General features: G+C 60.3%; 12 protein-coding genes. 6 read left to right on the top strand and 6 right to left on the bottom strand.

All coding sequences use genetic code 11. The features are described from left to right. Window positions 1-59: 59 nt before the first annotated feature. Genes M5G20_RS25810 through M5G20_RS25820 form a run of 3 tightly spaced genes read right to left on the bottom strand, consistent with a single transcriptional unit; the run spans window position 60 to window position 1,923 of the window. Window positions 60-428 (bottom strand): hypothetical protein, encoded by a 369-nt coding sequence (locus M5G20_RS25810; protein WP_273921495.1) that lies wholly within the window; start codon window positions 426-428, stop codon window positions 60-62. After that, complete coding sequence (locus M5G20_RS25815; protein ID WP_273921496.1) at window positions 425-1,486, bottom strand: L-dopachrome tautomerase-related protein; 1,062 nt, start codon at window positions 1,484-1,486, stop codon at window positions 425-427. Before M5G20_RS25815 ends, M5G20_RS25810 begins: the two co-directional genes overlap by 4 nt. Further along, on the bottom strand, window positions 1,483-1,923 hold the full coding sequence (locus M5G20_RS25820) for a cupin domain-containing protein (RefSeq protein WP_150770816.1): 441 nt from the start codon (window positions 1,921-1,923) through the stop codon (window positions 1,483-1,485). The genes M5G20_RS25815 and M5G20_RS25820 overlap by 4 nt, the downstream gene beginning before the upstream one ends. A gap of 306 nt (window positions 1,924-2,229) precedes the next feature. Between M5G20_RS25820 and M5G20_RS25825 the strand changes: the two genes are divergently transcribed. From M5G20_RS25825 to M5G20_RS25850, 6 genes are all read left to right on the top strand, one after another. Further along, on the top strand, window positions 2,230-3,324 hold the full coding sequence (locus M5G20_RS25825; RefSeq protein WP_273921497.1) for a zinc-dependent alcohol dehydrogenase family protein: 1,095 nt from the start codon (window positions 2,230-2,232) through the stop codon (window positions 3,322-3,324). An 11-nt stretch (window positions 3,325-3,335) separates the two neighbouring features. Then, on the top strand, window positions 3,336-4,814 hold the full coding sequence (gabD, locus tag M5G20_RS25830; RefSeq protein ID WP_273921498.1) for an NADP-dependent succinate-semialdehyde dehydrogenase: 1,479 nt from the start codon (window positions 3,336-3,338) through the stop codon (window positions 4,812-4,814). Between the two features lie 282 nt (window positions 4,815-5,096). After that, window positions 5,097-5,234, top strand: coding sequence for a hypothetical protein (locus M5G20_RS25835; RefSeq protein ID WP_273921499.1), 138 nt, complete (start codon window positions 5,097-5,099; stop codon window positions 5,232-5,234). Between the two features lie 179 nt (window positions 5,235-5,413). Beyond that, window positions 5,414-6,559: an efflux RND transporter periplasmic adaptor subunit gene (locus tag M5G20_RS25840; protein ID WP_337994306.1), complete on the top strand. Its 1,146-nt coding sequence runs from the start codon at window positions 5,414-5,416 to the stop codon at window positions 6,557-6,559. After that, on the top strand, window positions 6,556-9,738 hold the full coding sequence (locus M5G20_RS25845) for an efflux RND transporter permease subunit (RefSeq protein ID WP_273921501.1): 3,183 nt from the start codon (window positions 6,556-6,558) through the stop codon (window positions 9,736-9,738). Before M5G20_RS25840 ends, M5G20_RS25845 begins: the two co-directional genes overlap by 4 nt. Next, a complete protein-coding gene (locus M5G20_RS25850; RefSeq protein WP_273921502.1) occupies window positions 9,731-11,113 on the top strand; it encodes an efflux transporter outer membrane subunit in 1,383 nt (460 codons plus the stop codon). Before M5G20_RS25845 ends, M5G20_RS25850 begins: the two co-directional genes overlap by 8 nt. A 123-nt stretch (window positions 11,114-11,236) precedes the next feature. Here the strand turns inward: M5G20_RS25850 and M5G20_RS25855 are convergent, their stop codons facing one another. From M5G20_RS25855 to M5G20_RS25865, 3 genes are all read right to left on the bottom strand, one after another. Next, window positions 11,237-12,547, bottom strand: a complete 1,311-nt coding sequence (locus M5G20_RS25855; protein ID WP_273921503.1) for an MFS transporter — start codon at window positions 12,545-12,547, stop codon at window positions 11,237-11,239. Window positions 12,548-12,743: 196 nt separating this feature from the next. Continuing rightward, the gene (locus M5G20_RS25860; RefSeq protein ID WP_273921504.1) at window positions 12,744-13,724 is read right to left on the bottom strand and encodes a transketolase family protein; all 981 of its coding nucleotides are present in this window, start codon (window positions 13,722-13,724) and stop codon (window positions 12,744-12,746) included. Window positions 13,725-13,726: 2 nt separating this feature from the next. Beyond that, the gene (locus tag M5G20_RS25865; RefSeq protein ID WP_273921505.1) at window positions 13,727-14,614 is read right to left on the bottom strand and encodes a transketolase; all 888 of its coding nucleotides are present in this window, start codon (window positions 14,612-14,614) and stop codon (window positions 13,727-13,729) included. Window positions 14,615-14,674 lie beyond the last annotated feature (60 nt).

Raw genomic sequence — 14,674 nt, forward strand, 5'->3', positions numbered from 1 at the left:
AATGACTGATGCAATCCGCCATAAACAGGCGGTTCGGACCAGCAGGGAAATCAATCCGGTCATGTCAGCGACCGGACGCGCCGGGACAAGCGCGCCAACACGAGGGTGTGAATGAACAGCAAAACGCCGGCCTCCGAGAGAGTGGCGGACGCTTTCCCACTCAAGACTTGGGCTGACAGCAGACACACCAGCGCCGCCAGTTGCATCTGCAGGCGCTGGGTCAGGGCGATCCGCGACGCGTTCGACGCGTCGAACAGGCAGCCGGGCCAAGTGCCTGGCACGGTTCGCGTGAGCGTTATGACGACGATGGCCACCACGGCATAGAGCCAGATTCCGTCAGCAAACACGCTGCCGATGAGCGACAGGGCAATGGCGCTGACCGAAAGCAATAGTGCAATAACCGTGAACGCTATACGGCTGGGACTCATGGTGTTTCGCTCAATCCCATCGGTGCATCCACTCGCAGGCGCAACACGTGAAACGGCGGCTGACTGTCGTCCTCGCCCGCGTTGAGTAACGGGTGACGGTGCAACTGGTTGGCCGTGATGTACAACCATTGGCCTTGGGCATCGAGCTCCACACCATCCGGCCAGCCAAGCAACCCATCATCCTGGGCCAGGATTCGATAGCCGGCCGGCGACGCCAGCCCGATGGCGTTATTGGCGATGTCGGTCACGTAGACGTTGCCCTCGGCATCGACATCGAAGCCGTCGCAATGTGGCTTCTCGCACCAGTACTCCACAGCTTCGCTCAACGTTGAAACGTCGGTCGATTGGGCGAGGTTTCCGGTGCTGATTCGATAGACCTTGCGCGCCGACATCGAACCGAAATACACCCAGCGGCCCAAGGGGTCGATGGCAATCGGATTGAGGCCGTAGCGGTATGGAATGACTTCACCTTCGGGTGTGCGCAAAGCCAGCGGTTTACCTGCCACCATCAGCGGCACATCCCCCGGCATCAATCCCGGATAGCACTCCAGCGAGCGCCACGAAAGACCGGTCTGCAGGTCGACCACGACAATCGCCGGATAGTCACTGGCACCGCTGGGGTTCATCGTCATGTCGGCGATGTAGATACGCTGGCGCCGCCAATCAATGACGAAATCCTGGGTGAAGGAACTGGGGTGCAAGACGTTCTGCGGCAGCACGATCAGCCGGTGCAAACATTGCTCGCGGTCATTCCAGGCGATCAGCCGCGGCTGCTGTTGCTGCGCCTTGCCCATGTCGAGAATCCAGACGATGCCTTCGGGGTCGGTGCGGATTCCGATCACGGCTGACATGCCGCGTCCATCGTCACCGGGTTTACCCGCCCAGGTCTCATTGGGATAAGCCGAGTGCTCGCCGTTCGCCGCTACTGCCCGCACCGAAATGTCGGGCGCGATGATGGCGGATACCGACACCAGTACACGCCCGTCCGGCATGACCGTCGGGTTGCCCGGGCGCTCCACCGGGAAGGTGGCGAAAATCTCCAGAGGCTGGTTGTTCATGGCTTGGCCTGCACGAACGATTCGGCAGTGCCGCTGCTTGGGTCGACAAAAATGATGTCGCTCGGATCACGGCGTGGTGTGTCGACCGACACCATGAACAGTGGGTGTTCGAGGATCTTCGGCATGCCGTGAACAGTGAACTTCTTGAAGAACAGCATTTCACCCGGGCCCACCTCGAACTCTTCGCGGTCGCCCATGAAAAACGTTGCGCGCCCCGACAACACAATCAGGTATTCGTCACAGGTGGCGTGGTAATGCGCCGGGGTCGGGTGATACACGCGAAAGACGCGGGCACTGGCTTCGTCTTCATCGGTCAGTCGGGTGTCGACCAGTAGCGTTTCGGCGGTTTCGGGGAAGGTCTTGACGATCTCGTCGAGATTGAACGAGGCGTGGGGAGCGGCCTCGACCAGTTTTTTCCGGGTGCTTGCTTCGGTCATTTTGAAACCCTCATTCAGGCGTCCTTCAATCGACGCTGTGATGTTGTTCGTGGTTTCAGAATAAGCACTGGGTAAGCGGCAGAGAACGCAGTGGCCGTGCACAACATTTGAGAATTCAAATAACAATTCGATTCGCCCGCATGTCTGTCGGGATGACGAGCTTCTGCGAATTCAATTCCAAACAGCTACGCCCGGCGATGCATTTCTGGCGCGAACGGCGTGCGGCATAGTGATGAGTACTCACTATCGAGTCCAGCTGCGTCGGAGACAAAAAAGATGCAAGTCAGAGCTGCGGTCCTGAGACACATGAAGGTGTCCCCGCCCTATGCCCAGAGCAAGCCGATCACCATCGAAACCATCGAACTGGCGCCGCCGGGGCCGGGTGAAGTCCTGGTACGGATCCGCGCCGCCGGTCTGTGCCATTCCGATTTATCAGTGATCAATGGCGACCGGCCCCGGCCTTTGCCCATGGCACTCGGTCACGAGGCGGCCGGTGTGGTGGAGGCCTTGGGTGACGGGGTCAGCGACCTGGAGCCGGGGGATCACGTGGTCATGGTGTTCATGCCCAGTTGCGGTCACTGCCTGCCGTGCGCCGAGGGACGTCCGGCGCTCTGTGAGCCCGGGGCGAAAGCCAACGCTGCCGGGACACTGATCAACGGCTCGGTGCGTTTGAGCTCGTCTGCCGGTCACGTCCATCACCATCTTGGTGTTTCGGCGTTCGCCGATTACGCCGTGGTGTCGCGCAATTCCGTGGTCAAGATCGACCGTGAATTGCCCTTTGTCGAAGCGGCGTTGTTTGGCTGCGCGGTGTTGACCGGTGTGGGGGCAGTGGTCAACACCGCGCAATTGCGCGTGGGCTCGACCGCCGTGGTGATCGGTTTGGGCGGCGTGGGCCTTGCGTCGGTGCTGGGCGCGCGGGCGGCGGGTGCCAGCAAAATCATTGCGGTGGATCTGTCAGCGGAAAAACTCGCCCTGGCCAAGGAAGTCGGCGCCACCGCGGTGGTCAACGGCGGTGACCCGGAAGCCGTCGATCAGGTGCTGGCGCTGACCGGTGGCGGTGCTGACTACGTGTTCGAAATGGCCGGTTCGATCCGGGCTCTGGAGAACGCGATGAAGATGACCAGGCGCGGTGGCATGACCGTGACTGCCGGCCTTCCACCACCCGGTTCGGTGCTGCCGGTCAACGTCGTGCAGTTGGTGGGCGAGGAACGCACGCTCAAGGGCAGCTACATCGGCACCTGTGTGCCGCTGCGCGATATCCCGCGTTTCATCGAACTCTACCGTGACGGTCGCCTGCCGGTGGATCGGCTGTTGAGCGGCAGGCTCAAGCTGGACGACATCAACGAAGGTTTCGACCGCCTGCATGATGGCAGCGCGGTGCGTCAGGTTATTGAATTTTGAGGAGCGACAGCATGGCCGATACAAATTTCCTTTCCACACTCAACGACCCAACCCTGTTCCGCGAAGCGAACTACATCGACGGCCAGTGGCTGGAAGTCGGTGAGGGCCGCAGCATCGCCGTCACCAACCCGGCCAATGGCAAAGTGCTGGGACGGATACCGTCACTGGGTGCAAGCGACACTGCACGGGCCATTGCTGCCGCCAAGCGCGCGCAACCTGCATGGCGGGCGCTAACGGCCAAAGAGCGTGCGGCAAAACTGCGCCATTTGTTTGAATTGATGATCACCCATCGCGAAGACCTCGCGCGCATAATGACCGCTGAACAAGGCAAACCATTGACCGAAAGTCGTGGCGAGATTACCTACGCGGCCTCGTTCATCGAATGGTTTGCGGAGGAGGGCAAGCGGGTTTACGGCGACACCATCGCCTCCCATTCGCCCAGCAGTCGCATCATCGTTCAGAAAGAGCCCATCGGCGTATTTGCCGCGATCACACCGTGGAACTTCCCGGCGGCGATGATCACCCGTAAAGCCGGGCCGGGTTGGGCGGCGGGATGCACGGGTGTGCTGCGACCGGCGAGCCAGACGCCTTTCTCGGCGATTGCCATTGCCGTGTTGGCCGAGCGTGCCGGTCTGCCAGCGGGTGTGTGCAACGTGATCACCGGGCCGGGCAGTGAAATCGGTGGCGAGCTGACCTCCAACCCGGACGTGCGCAAACTGTCCTTCACCGGCAGCACTGAGGTCGGTGCCACGCTGTTGGCGCAATGCGCACCGACGATCAAAAAGACCAGCATGGAACTGGGCGGTAACGCGCCCTTTATCGTGTTTGACGATGCCGATCTCGATGCTGCGGTGCAGGGGGCCCTGGCCTCCAAATATCGCAACGCCGGGCAGACCTGCGTGTGTGCCAACCGCCTGTTGGTGCAGGACGGCATCTACGACGCTTTCGCCGCCAAACTCAAAACCGCCGTTGAAGCGTTGAAGATCGGCAGCGGGTTTGAGGACGGCGTGACGATCGGCCCACTGATCGATGACAACGCGGTGCGCAAGGCCGAAGAGCATGTCGCCGATGCGGTTGAGCGCGGCGCCTCGGTGCTGACCGGTGGCGAACGGCATCCGTTGGGTGGCAGTTTCTATCGGCCGACCATCCTGCTTAATGTCCCGAGGGAAGCAAAAGTGTTCCGCGAGGAAACCTTTGGCCCGGTGGCGCCGTTGTTCCGCTTCACCACCGAGGCACAAGCCATTGAGATGGCCAACGACACGGAGTTTGGCCTGGCTTCGTATTTCTACAGCCGCGATATCGGCCGGATCATGCGCGTCGCTGAAGCGCTGGAGTGCGGCATCGTCGGAATCAATGAAGGGCTGATCTCGACCGAAGTGGCGCCATTTGGCGGTGTGAAATCGTCGGGGCTGGGGCGCGAAGGCTCCAAGTACGGCATCGAAGACTATCTCGAAATCAAATACCTCTGCCTGGGCGGTATTGATCGCTGAGTGTCCGAGGAGATGGTCGCCAGGCCATCTCCTTTTTTATTGATTCAAAGATTCCAGTCCTCTTTTAACAAAACTTTGCACTGCATTTCCCAAATTTAACAACAGATCGGTGAATACATTTCACAGGTTATTTGCACGTGGGCGATTGAATGCCCGGATGCCTTATTGCAGAGCGCTGGCTCTTGTCTTTTGGTCAATATTCTTTTCGCATTTCGACGATATATCTTCACCGGGTGTTCACGGAAAATCCTTTCCATTCAAATATTACCGAGAACACCTGAAATGACTTTCCTGAAAAAGACCGTTGCACTGCTCGCTACCCTGACCGCGCTCTCTGCGTCCCTGACGGTTCATGCTGAAGAGTCCGGCGCCTTTGTTGAGCGTAATAAGGCGCAGAGCGAACACTCCGCTAAAAGTTAACTCAAGCGCAGGTCGAAACTTAACTTTTACTCGCTGAAATTTTAATTCAGATAATTCGATGGCTATTGAATGGCGTTCAGTTCGTTCAACGGCCGACTGTGGAGAATGCAAAAGTGAATTCGTCTACAACGGGGAAAGCGAGAACGTCGTTCCCACCAAAATCGGCACTTGGAAAAGGCTTGGCGGTGTCGGCGTTAAGCCTGGCGCTGGCCGCCGCCCTGACCGGTTGCGGTCCGGATCAGGCCAGCCATGCCCCGGTTGCTCCCAGTGTCACGGTCAGTAAGCCCGTCAAATCGGTGATCACCGATTGGGACAGTTTTACCGGGCGCTTCGAAGCTACCGATTCAGTGGACGTTCGTTCGCGGGTCAGCGGTTATCTGGAGAAGGTCGCGTTTCAGGACGGTGCCATCGTCAAGAAGGGCGATTTGCTGTTCGTGATCGATTCGCGCTCGTTCCAGGCCGCCGTGGTCCAGGCCCAGGGCAAGCTGGCCCAAGTACGTTCGCAACTGGCCCTCGCCGAGCAAGAATTTGCCCGGGCCAACGTGTTGATCGAGTCCAAAACCATTGCCCGCAGCCTCTATGACCAACGCCTGCAAGCGCGCCAAGCGGCGCAGGCCGAGGTGTTGAGCGCGGAAGGTGCATTGAGCAACGCCAAGCTTGATCTGGAATTCACCCGGATCACCGCTCCCATGAGCGGGCGCATCAGCCGCAAGCTGATCAGTGAAGGCAACCTGGTCAACGGCGGCAACAGCAGCGCGACGTTGCTGACCACCATCGTATCGCTGGACCCGATCGACATTTACTTCGATATCGATGAGCAGAGCTACCTCAAATACCGTCGACAGGCCAATGCCAGCGCCAATCAGAGCCAAGTGCGCATCGCCTTGCCGGGTGAAGCCGAGCCGAGCATGAGCGGGCGCATGGACTTCATCGACAACCGGCTCGACTCGTCCACGGGCACATTGCGCCAGCGGGCCCGGGTCAGTAATAAAGATCTGCAGCTCAGCCCCGGGCAATTTGGCCGGGTGCAGTTCTCCAGCCAGGCGGCTTACCCGGCACTGTTGCTGCCGGACACCGCGATCAGCGTCGATGCGACTCGCAAAGTTGTCTATGTACTCAACCCGCAGAACAAGGTCGAAATCCGGCCCGTCACCCTCGGTAAATTGCATGACGGTTTGCGGGAGATCTCCAGCGGTTTGCAGGCACAGGATCGGGTGATCGTCGATGGTCTGCAACGCGTTCGGGCTGGCGATACCGCGACGGCCCAGGATCGTGTGTTGGCTCAGGCCGCGAAAACCCCTGAAGCCCAGGGAGCGCCGCTATGAGCCTGGGACGCACATCCATCGAACAACCGGTGCTGGCGATTGTGCTTTCAATCGTCTTGATGATCATCGGTGGCCTGGCTTATCTAGTGTTGCCGACGTCCGAGTACCCGGAGATCGCACCGCCCACCGTGGTGGTGACCGCGACCTATCCCGGCGCTTCGGCGCAGACCGTGGCCGAGACCCTGGCGATTCCCATCGAGCAGGAGGTCAACGGTGTTGAAGACATGCTCTACATGTACAGCCAGGCGACGTCCGATGGCAGCCTGAACCTGACCGTGACCTTCAAAAGCGGCACCGATGTCGACAAGGCCCAGGTATTGGTGCAGAACCGTGTGGCATTGGCCACGCCGCGTCTGCCGGAGCCTGTGCAGCGCAGTGGCGTGACGGTGCGCAAGTCGTCGCCGACGCAATTGTCGACGATCTTCATCTCCTCGCCCAAGGGCACCTACGACCAACTCTACGTCTCGAACTTCGCTATCCGTAGTGTCGCCGATGTGCTCAAGCGCATCGACGGTGTAGGCGATATCAACCCACTGGGTGCGCGAGAATATTCGATGCGTATCTGGCTCGACCCCGAGCGTGTGGCGGCCTTCAACCTGACTCCCGCTGACATCATCGCCGCCGTGCGTGCGCAGAATACACAAGTGGCTGGTGGGGTGATTGCTCAGCCGCCGGTGGCGTCCCAGGCCTTCCAGCCCAACCTGATTTTCGAAGGCCGTCTTAAGGAGCCAGCCGACTTCGACAACATCGTGCTCAAGTCCGGGACTTCCGGGCGCCTGGTGCGTCTCAAGGATGTGGCGCGCACGGAGATCGCCGGGTTGGCTTACGTCAACAACACCTATTACCTGCGCAACCCGGCCATTGGCCTGCAAGTGCTGCAACGTCCGGGCGCCAATGCCCTGGCGACAATGAAGGTGGTCGAAGAGACCATGGAGAAAATCGGCAAGGACTTCCCCGAAGGCATCGAATACAGCATCGGCTACAACCCGACAGCGTTTATCGCCGACAGCATCGGTGAGCTGGGCAAGACCATCTACGAGGCGGTGATTCTCGTGGTGCTGGTGATTATGGTGTTCCTGCAAGGCTGGCGGCCTTCGATCATTCCGATCCTGGCGATTCCTGTGTCGTTGGTTGGCACCTTCGCGGTGATGGCGATGCTCGGTTACTCGATCAACAACCTGACACTGTTCGGCCTGGTGCTGGCGGTGGGGATCGTGGTCGACAACGCCATTGTGGTGGTGGAAAACGTCGAGCGGCATTTGGCCGATGGCAAGAGCCCGCTGGAAGCGACCATCGTCACCATGCAGGAAATCGGCGGCGCGCTGATTGCGATTACCCTGGTGCTATGTGCGGTGTTCATTCCGACGGCGTTCATTCCGGGGATCTCCGGAGAGTTTTTCCGCCAGTTCGGCATTACCATCGCGGTGGCGACGGCTATCTCGCTGTTCAACTCGGTAACGCTGTCGCCGGCGCTGGCGGCGATGATTCTGCGTCGCCATGAACCGCAGGCCCATCAGCCTGCGAAACGCGGCCTGTCCGGTTTGCTCAAGCGAGCGGCGGATGGGTTCAACAGCGGCTTCCTGAAACTCTCTTCGAACTATGCCCGCAGCGTGCGCGGTCTGGTCGTCAGGACACCGTTGATGCTGGCGATCTACGCCGTGCTGATTGCTGCCACGGCCTACCTTTTGGTATCGACTCCCAAGGGCTTTATCCCGATTCAGGATCGCGGGTACCTGGTGGTCATCGTTCAATTGCCAGATGGTGCGTCGCTGGAGCGAACCAACGAAATCTCGCAACAGATCGAAGCGATTGCCCTGCTGGTCCCAGGTGTGGACCGGGTGCCGACGTTCTCCGGGTTCTCGATGGTCACCGGTACCAGTTCATCGAACTCGGCCGGGCTGGCGCCCGTGTTCCAGCCGTGGTCCGAACGCAAGTTGCACGGCCTGACGTCGGACAAAATAGCCGAGGATTTGCGAGAGCGTTTGAAAGTGGTCAGCGGTGCGACGGTGATTGTCGCCACGCCACCACCGGTTCAAGGGTTGGGCAGCACCGGCGGTTTCTCCATGCGCTTGCAGGACACCGCGGGGCTCGGCACCGAAGGCTTGGCCAAAGCCACGGATGACCTGATTGCGGCCGCGAATGCCACCCAGGGCATGACCGGTGTCTACTCACCGTTCTCGGCCAGGACCCCCCAGGTGTTCGTCGAACTGGACCGCGAGCGCGCCGAAATGCTGGGCGTGCCCAGCAGCCAGATCAACCAGGCGATCGAGACGTACTTTGGTTCGTCCTATATCAACGACTTCAACCTCGTCGGTCGTACTTATCGTGTGACCGCGCAAGCCGACTTGCCTTACCGCGTCACCCCGGAAGATCTCGCCAGGGTCAAGGTGCGCAACGATGCCGGGCAGATGGTGCCGATTGCCAGCGTCACCCGTTTGCATGAGGCGTTGGGCGTGGAGCGATTCCCGCGTTACAACCTGTTCCCGACCGCTGAAATCAACGGCGATACCCTGCCGGGGCTGGGCTCTGAATTCGGCATCAGGACCATGGAACGGCTGGCACAGGAGACCCTGCCAGCCGGTATTACCTATCAATGGACCGACCTCAGTTATCAGCAAACCACCGCCGGCAACATGGGACTGTTGGTTTTCCCGCTCTGTGTGATTTTTGTCTACCTGGTACTGGCGGCGCAGTACGGCAGCTGGAGCCTGCCTCTGGCGATTCTGCTGATCGTGCCGATGTGTCTGCTGGCCGCCGCCGGGGGCGTGCGCATGATGGGCCTGGATATCAATATTCTCACCCAGATCGGTTTCATCGTGCTGGTGGGGCTGGCGGCGAAGAACGCGATTTTGATCGTCGAAGTTGCACGGCAGCAGGAGAAGGAAGGGCAGGGCATCGTCGAAGCGGTAGTTGAAGCCTGTCGTCTGCGCTTACGCCCGATCCTGATGACCTCGCTGGCTTTTGTCCTGGGTGTGTTGCCGTTGGTGATGTCCGAGGGTGCGGGTTCCGAAATGCGCCAGGCCGTGGGTGCGGCGGTGTTCTTCGGGATGATCGGTGTCACGTTGTTCGGTCTGTTGTTTACGCCGGTCTTCTATGTGCTGATCCGCCGCCTGGCCGGTGGCGAGCGTCAGGCACTTGCTCAAACCATCCATTCTGAACAGGGCGTGGCTCATGAATAACTCTCCTCGTGCTTCAGGCCTGGCGCTGGGCTGCGCGCTGTTGACTGCGTGTGCATCGCCCGTGATGCCACCCAAGTCAGAGGTGCCGGTCGAGCGTTTCGTCAATGCTCAAGCGGCGCAACCTGCCAGCGTGACTGATCAATGGTGGACGCTGTATCAGGACCCGCTGCTCGACCGTCTGGTGGCGCGCGCGGTGGGGGGAAACCTTGATTTGCAGATGGCCTTGGCGCGGATCGATGCCGGGCGCGCACTGCGCAACATTGCCGGCGCCTCGGGCAGGCCGCAGGTTGATTTGGGCGCCAGTGCCGCGCGCCAGCGGATTTCCGCTGATCAGGCCGGGTTCAGCGATTCGCTGATCACCGAGCCGGCCTCGATCGGCTTGAGTGCGGCGTGGGAAATCGATCTGTTCGGGCGTATTCGCGAAGGCGTGCGAGCCGCCGACGCCGACCTTAACGCCACCGAGGAAGAGGCGCGGGGCGTGCGGGTGGCGCTGATCTCGGAAGTGGTTCAGGCATACGCCGAGGCGCGCGGCCTGGAGGAGCGTTTGGCGATCGTCAAGCAAAGCGCGGCCAGCCAGGCTGAGACCTTGCAGCTGACCGAGCAGTTGTATGCCGCCGGTGATAGTCCGGAAGCGGACGTGCTGCGCGCCCGTTCGCAATCGGACTCCACCGCCGCCCAGGTGCCGGCGTTGCAACTGGACTGGCAACGCTCGCTGCATCGCTTGTCGGTGCTGCTGGCCCAGCCGGCCGAGACGTTGTATCAGCAGTTCAAGGACAGCCCGGCGAAGGTCTCGAGCGTGTCGTTGCTGGACGCCGGTACACCGGCGGATCTACTGCGTCGACGCCCCGATATTCGTGCGGCGGAAGCGCGTTTGATTGCGGCGTATGCGCGGGTCGGCGTGGCCAAGGCGGACTTGTTGCCGCGCTTGAGTCTGTCGGCGGCATTGGGCTCGTTGATTGACGGTGTGAGCGCCGCCAATCTGGCCAGCTCGACGTTCTGGCTGGCCGGTGTGAATTCCAGCGTGCCGGTGTTCGACGGAGGTCGACGGCGCAATGTGGTTGATCTGCGGGATGCCGAGGCGCGGCAGGCATTGTTGAGCTATCGACGCACGGTGTTGACGGCGGTTTCCGAGGTGGAATCAGCGTTGGCGGCTGCTCAGCGAAATGCTGAGCGGCAGACCTGGCTGGCGAGTGCTGCGAGTCAGGCCAGTTCTGCAGCCGAGCAGATTCAACGCGCCTGGCGAGCGGGAGAAACACCGTTTCTGGACGTTCTGCAGGCACAACGTGTGCAACTGGCGGCGCAGAGTGCGCTGTCCCGAGTCAAGACCGCGCAGTGGCAGAATCAGGCAGTGCTGGTGAATGCGTTGGGCGGGTAATCCCGCCGTTGGCACCCTGTGGGAGCCAGCCAGCCTGCTGGCGATGAGGGGGCAGATTCAACACCCTCGTCGCCTGGCACACCGCCATCGCCAGCAGGGATAGCTCCCACAGGTACATGCACTTCAGATTTTGTCGATCGGCACGCCGTGGTTGTTTTTCCACATCAGCACTACGGCGCTGGCGATGATGGCGACGACGATCAGGTAGATGTTGAACATCCAGCCTATGTTTTCCGAGTACAGCCAGGTCGTCAGGTAAGAGGCGGTGCCGCCGAATACTGCCACGCCCAGGGAGATACACACGCCGAACATCCGGGTGCGATAGCGGGTCGGGATCTGCTCGGAAATGGATGCCGGTTTGCAGCCGGTAATGAACCCTACCAGCAACAGGCCTGCGGTTTGCGCGACCATCAAGGTCCAGGGTTCGCTGGAGATCAATCCCCACAACGGGAACAGCGTAGCGGCAATCCCGAGCAGGGAAATCAGCGCGGAAATCTTCCGGCCCCATTGATCCGAAATCCACCCTGAAATCGGCAGGAACACCAGGTAAATGACCTGCGCAATGCAGCTCATGGTGAATGCACTGCGCGGGTCCATGCCTTTGACGCTGATCGCGTAGATGGAGGCGGAGGTGACCCAAGTGTAGTAGGTCAACGTGGCGCCGGCTTCATAGAGGAACAGGCGGATACCATGTTGAATGATGGTGCCGCGACTCCAGGCCGGTTCGGTCGATTCGTTGCCGGCACTGGGGCTGTGTTCGCTTTCCATCATGTTGCGGCGCAACCACAAGGCGACCACTGCCAGCAGGCCTCCCGTGGCGAACGGAATGCGCCAGCCCCATTCCTGCATTTCGCTGACCGACAACAATGAAGTCAGCAGCGCCATGTAGAACGTTGCCAGCAAGGATCCGCAACCCACCGCCAGAAACACCGTACTCGACCACAGTCCCCGGCGTTTGGGCGGTGCGATTTCGGCGATGTAGGCATAGGACGTGGTGGTTTCGCCGCCATGGGCAAAACCCTGTACCAGGCGGGCCAGCAACAAAAGCGCCGAGGCCCAGCTGCCAACGGCGTCATAGGAAGGAATAAAGGCAATCAGCAGACTGGCACCGGCCATCAGCAGCATGGTGCTGAGCAGCACGGTGCGTCTGCCCAGCCTGTCGGCCAGGATGCCAAAAAAGATTCCGCCAATAGGCCGCAACAGAAAACCGGCGGCAAATACCGCGAGGGTGTTGAGCAGGGCAGAGGTGGCGTTACTTTTATCGAAGAGTGCTGCGGCGATGTAGACCGAGGCGACGGTGTAGATCGTCCAGTCGAACCACTCCAGCAAGTTGCCGACGCCAGTGGCCATCAAAGACTTTCTGCGCAGCGATGTACCAGTTGTTTTGGCCTGTCCGCTCGAGTAGTCGGACATGGTCTCGGTGATGTTATTCATTGTTGGCTCCGAGATGTTTCATTAACCACAGTATGTGGTGGGTGACGATGGGCTGCGAGGCTCCCTGAAAAAACCAGATATCCCTGAAAACTCAATTTGTAGGAGCCGGCTTGCTGGCGATCCGCACACCGCGCGGTGTGTCAAATGCGTTGCGGTGAGACCATCGCCAGCCTACCGGCTCCTACGGGTGCATGGATCAGGCGTTGAGGTGCGCCAGCGCCACTTCCTCGATCCCGGCGGCGTCGAGCTTGTAGTGTTGGTACAAGTGCGTCGGCGGTGCGATCAGGCTGTATTCGTCGTAGATACCGTGACGCTTGAGCTTCACACCGACACCTTCGTCGGCCAGGACCTCGGCCACGGCAGCGCCCAGACCACCGAGCACGTTATGTTCTTCGACGGTCATCATGCGTTTGCTGCGGGCCGCGGCGCGCAGGATGGCATCGCGGTCGATCGGCTTGATCGACGCCATGTCGATCACACCCACCGAACGGCCTTCGGCATTCATTTTGCGAGCCGCCGCCAGCGCCGGATGCACGGTGATACCGCAGGCAATGATGGTCAGTTCTTCGCCTTCGAAGTGCTCGTGAGCCTTACCGAATTCGAAGACCACACCGTCCTCGTAAACGATCGGATCACGACCCCGGCCGATGCGGAAATACACCGGTTTGTCGTAGGTGGCCGAGGCTTTGATAGCCGCCACCAACTGCGCACCGTCCGCTGGCGAGACCACCGCCAGATCGGCGATCGAACGCATGGTGGCGATGTCTTCGGTGGCGTGGTGCGAGGTGCCATAGAAGCCCAATGAGATGCCGGTGTGGTGACCGATCAGACGCACCGGTTGTGCCGAGTAGGCGACGTCCATGCGAATCTGTTCACAGCACAGCAGGCCGAGGAACGAGGCGAAGGTTGCCACGAACGGCATCACGCCACAGGTCGCCAAACCGGCCGCCGCCGTCACCATGTTTTGCTCCGAGATACCAAATTGCAGGTAACGCTCGGGGTAGCGGCTGGCGAATTTGTTCAAGCCGTTGGAGTACTGCAGGTCAGCCGAACCTGCCATCACCGGGTAGCCGGCCTCGGTCAGTTCAATCAGCGCGTCGGAAAGGTATGAAAGGCCCGGGTTCATCGCATTGAGGCCACGGTACTGCCAGGAATTGGGGGAAAGAGGGGCGTTCATGTTCAGATCTCCATGGCTTCAATTTCAGCGACTGCGCGTTTGGCGTCTTCCGGGTCGAGGTAACCGAGGTGCCAGCCAGGCTCGGTTTCCATGTAGGAAACCCCCTTGCCCTTGACGGTCTTGGCGATGATGCAGACCGGTTTCTGACGGCGTCCATCGGCCTTTACCCGCCTCAGGGTTTCGGTCACCTCGGCGATGTTGTGGCCGTCGATTACATGCACTTCCCAGCCGAATGCCCGCCACTTTTCGTCCAGCGGTTCGATACCGATCACGTCGTCCACTGAGCCGTCGAGCTGGAAGCCGTTGCGGTCAACGATTGCGATCAGGTGCCTGGCGTCGTGGTGTGCCGCACTCATGGCCGCTTCCCAGACTTGGCCTTCCTGCATTTCACCGTCTCCGAGCATGACGAACACGTCATAGACTTCACCGGTGAAGCGTTGGGCCAGGCACATGCCCAGGCCACCGGAGAGGGCATGGCCGATGGAGCCTGAAGAGAAGTCGATGCCGGGTACTTTGCGCATGTCAGGGTGATCGCCCAAAGGGCTGCCCAGGCGGGTGTATTCATCGAGCCATTCCTTGGGGAAGACACCAAGGTCTGCAAGAATCGGGAACTGCCCTACGGCGGCGTGCCCCTTGCCCATCAGGAAACGGTCACGCCCCGGCCATTTCGGTTCATCGGGACGAATCGTCATCACGTCGTAGTACAGCGCCGAGAACAGTTCGGCGGCGGAAAACACCGAGGTGTAGTGGCCGGTCTTGGCAATTTCAATCAAGCGAATCGTTTCAAGACGAACGAACTTCGCCCGATCCTTGAGTTTTTTGACAGTCTCGGTGGAAGGCACAAAGTTGCTGGCTTTCCACTGCTCGAGTGTTTTGCGGGGTGTAGACATCTCTACCTCCAATCACAGGCATGAATTTGTTGAAGTAATCTCAGTGGCGGGTGTTGAACT

It is taken from the genome of Pseudomonas sp. TNT2022 ID1044, assembly GCF_028656895.1.
Lineage (GTDB): Bacteria > Pseudomonadota > Gammaproteobacteria > Pseudomonadales > Pseudomonadaceae > Aquipseudomonas > Aquipseudomonas reinekei.

Coding starts and splice junctions, on each gene's coding strand:
- M5G20_RS25810 (WP_273921495.1), bottom strand. CDS start 428: ATGAGTCCCAGCCGTATAGCGTTCACGGTTATTGCACTATTGCTTTCG.
- M5G20_RS25815 (WP_273921496.1), bottom strand. CDS start 1,486: ATGAACAACCAGCCTCTGGAGATTTTCGCCACCTTCCCGGTGGAGCGC.
- M5G20_RS25820 (WP_150770816.1), bottom strand. CDS start 1,923: ATGACCGAAGCAAGCACCCGGAAAAAACTGGTCGAGGCCGCTCCCCAC.
- M5G20_RS25825 (WP_273921497.1), top strand. CDS start 2,230: ATGAAGGTGTCCCCGCCCTATGCCCAGAGCAAGCCGATCACCATCGAA.
- gabD (WP_273921498.1), top strand. CDS start 3,336: ATGGCCGATACAAATTTCCTTTCCACACTCAACGACCCAACCCTGTTC.
- M5G20_RS25835 (WP_273921499.1), top strand. CDS start 5,097: ATGACTTTCCTGAAAAAGACCGTTGCACTGCTCGCTACCCTGACCGCG.
- M5G20_RS25845 (WP_273921501.1), top strand. CDS start 6,556: ATGAGCCTGGGACGCACATCCATCGAACAACCGGTGCTGGCGATTGTG.
- M5G20_RS25850 (WP_273921502.1), top strand. CDS start 9,731: ATGAATAACTCTCCTCGTGCTTCAGGCCTGGCGCTGGGCTGCGCGCTG.
- M5G20_RS25855 (WP_273921503.1), bottom strand. CDS start 12,547: ATGAATAACATCACCGAGACCATGTCCGACTACTCGAGCGGACAGGCC.
- M5G20_RS25860 (WP_273921504.1), bottom strand. CDS start 13,724: ATGAACGCCCCTCTTTCCCCCAATTCCTGGCAGTACCGTGGCCTCAAT.
- M5G20_RS25865 (WP_273921505.1), bottom strand. CDS start 14,614: ATGTCTACACCCCGCAAAACACTCGAGCAGTGGAAAGCCAGCAACTTT.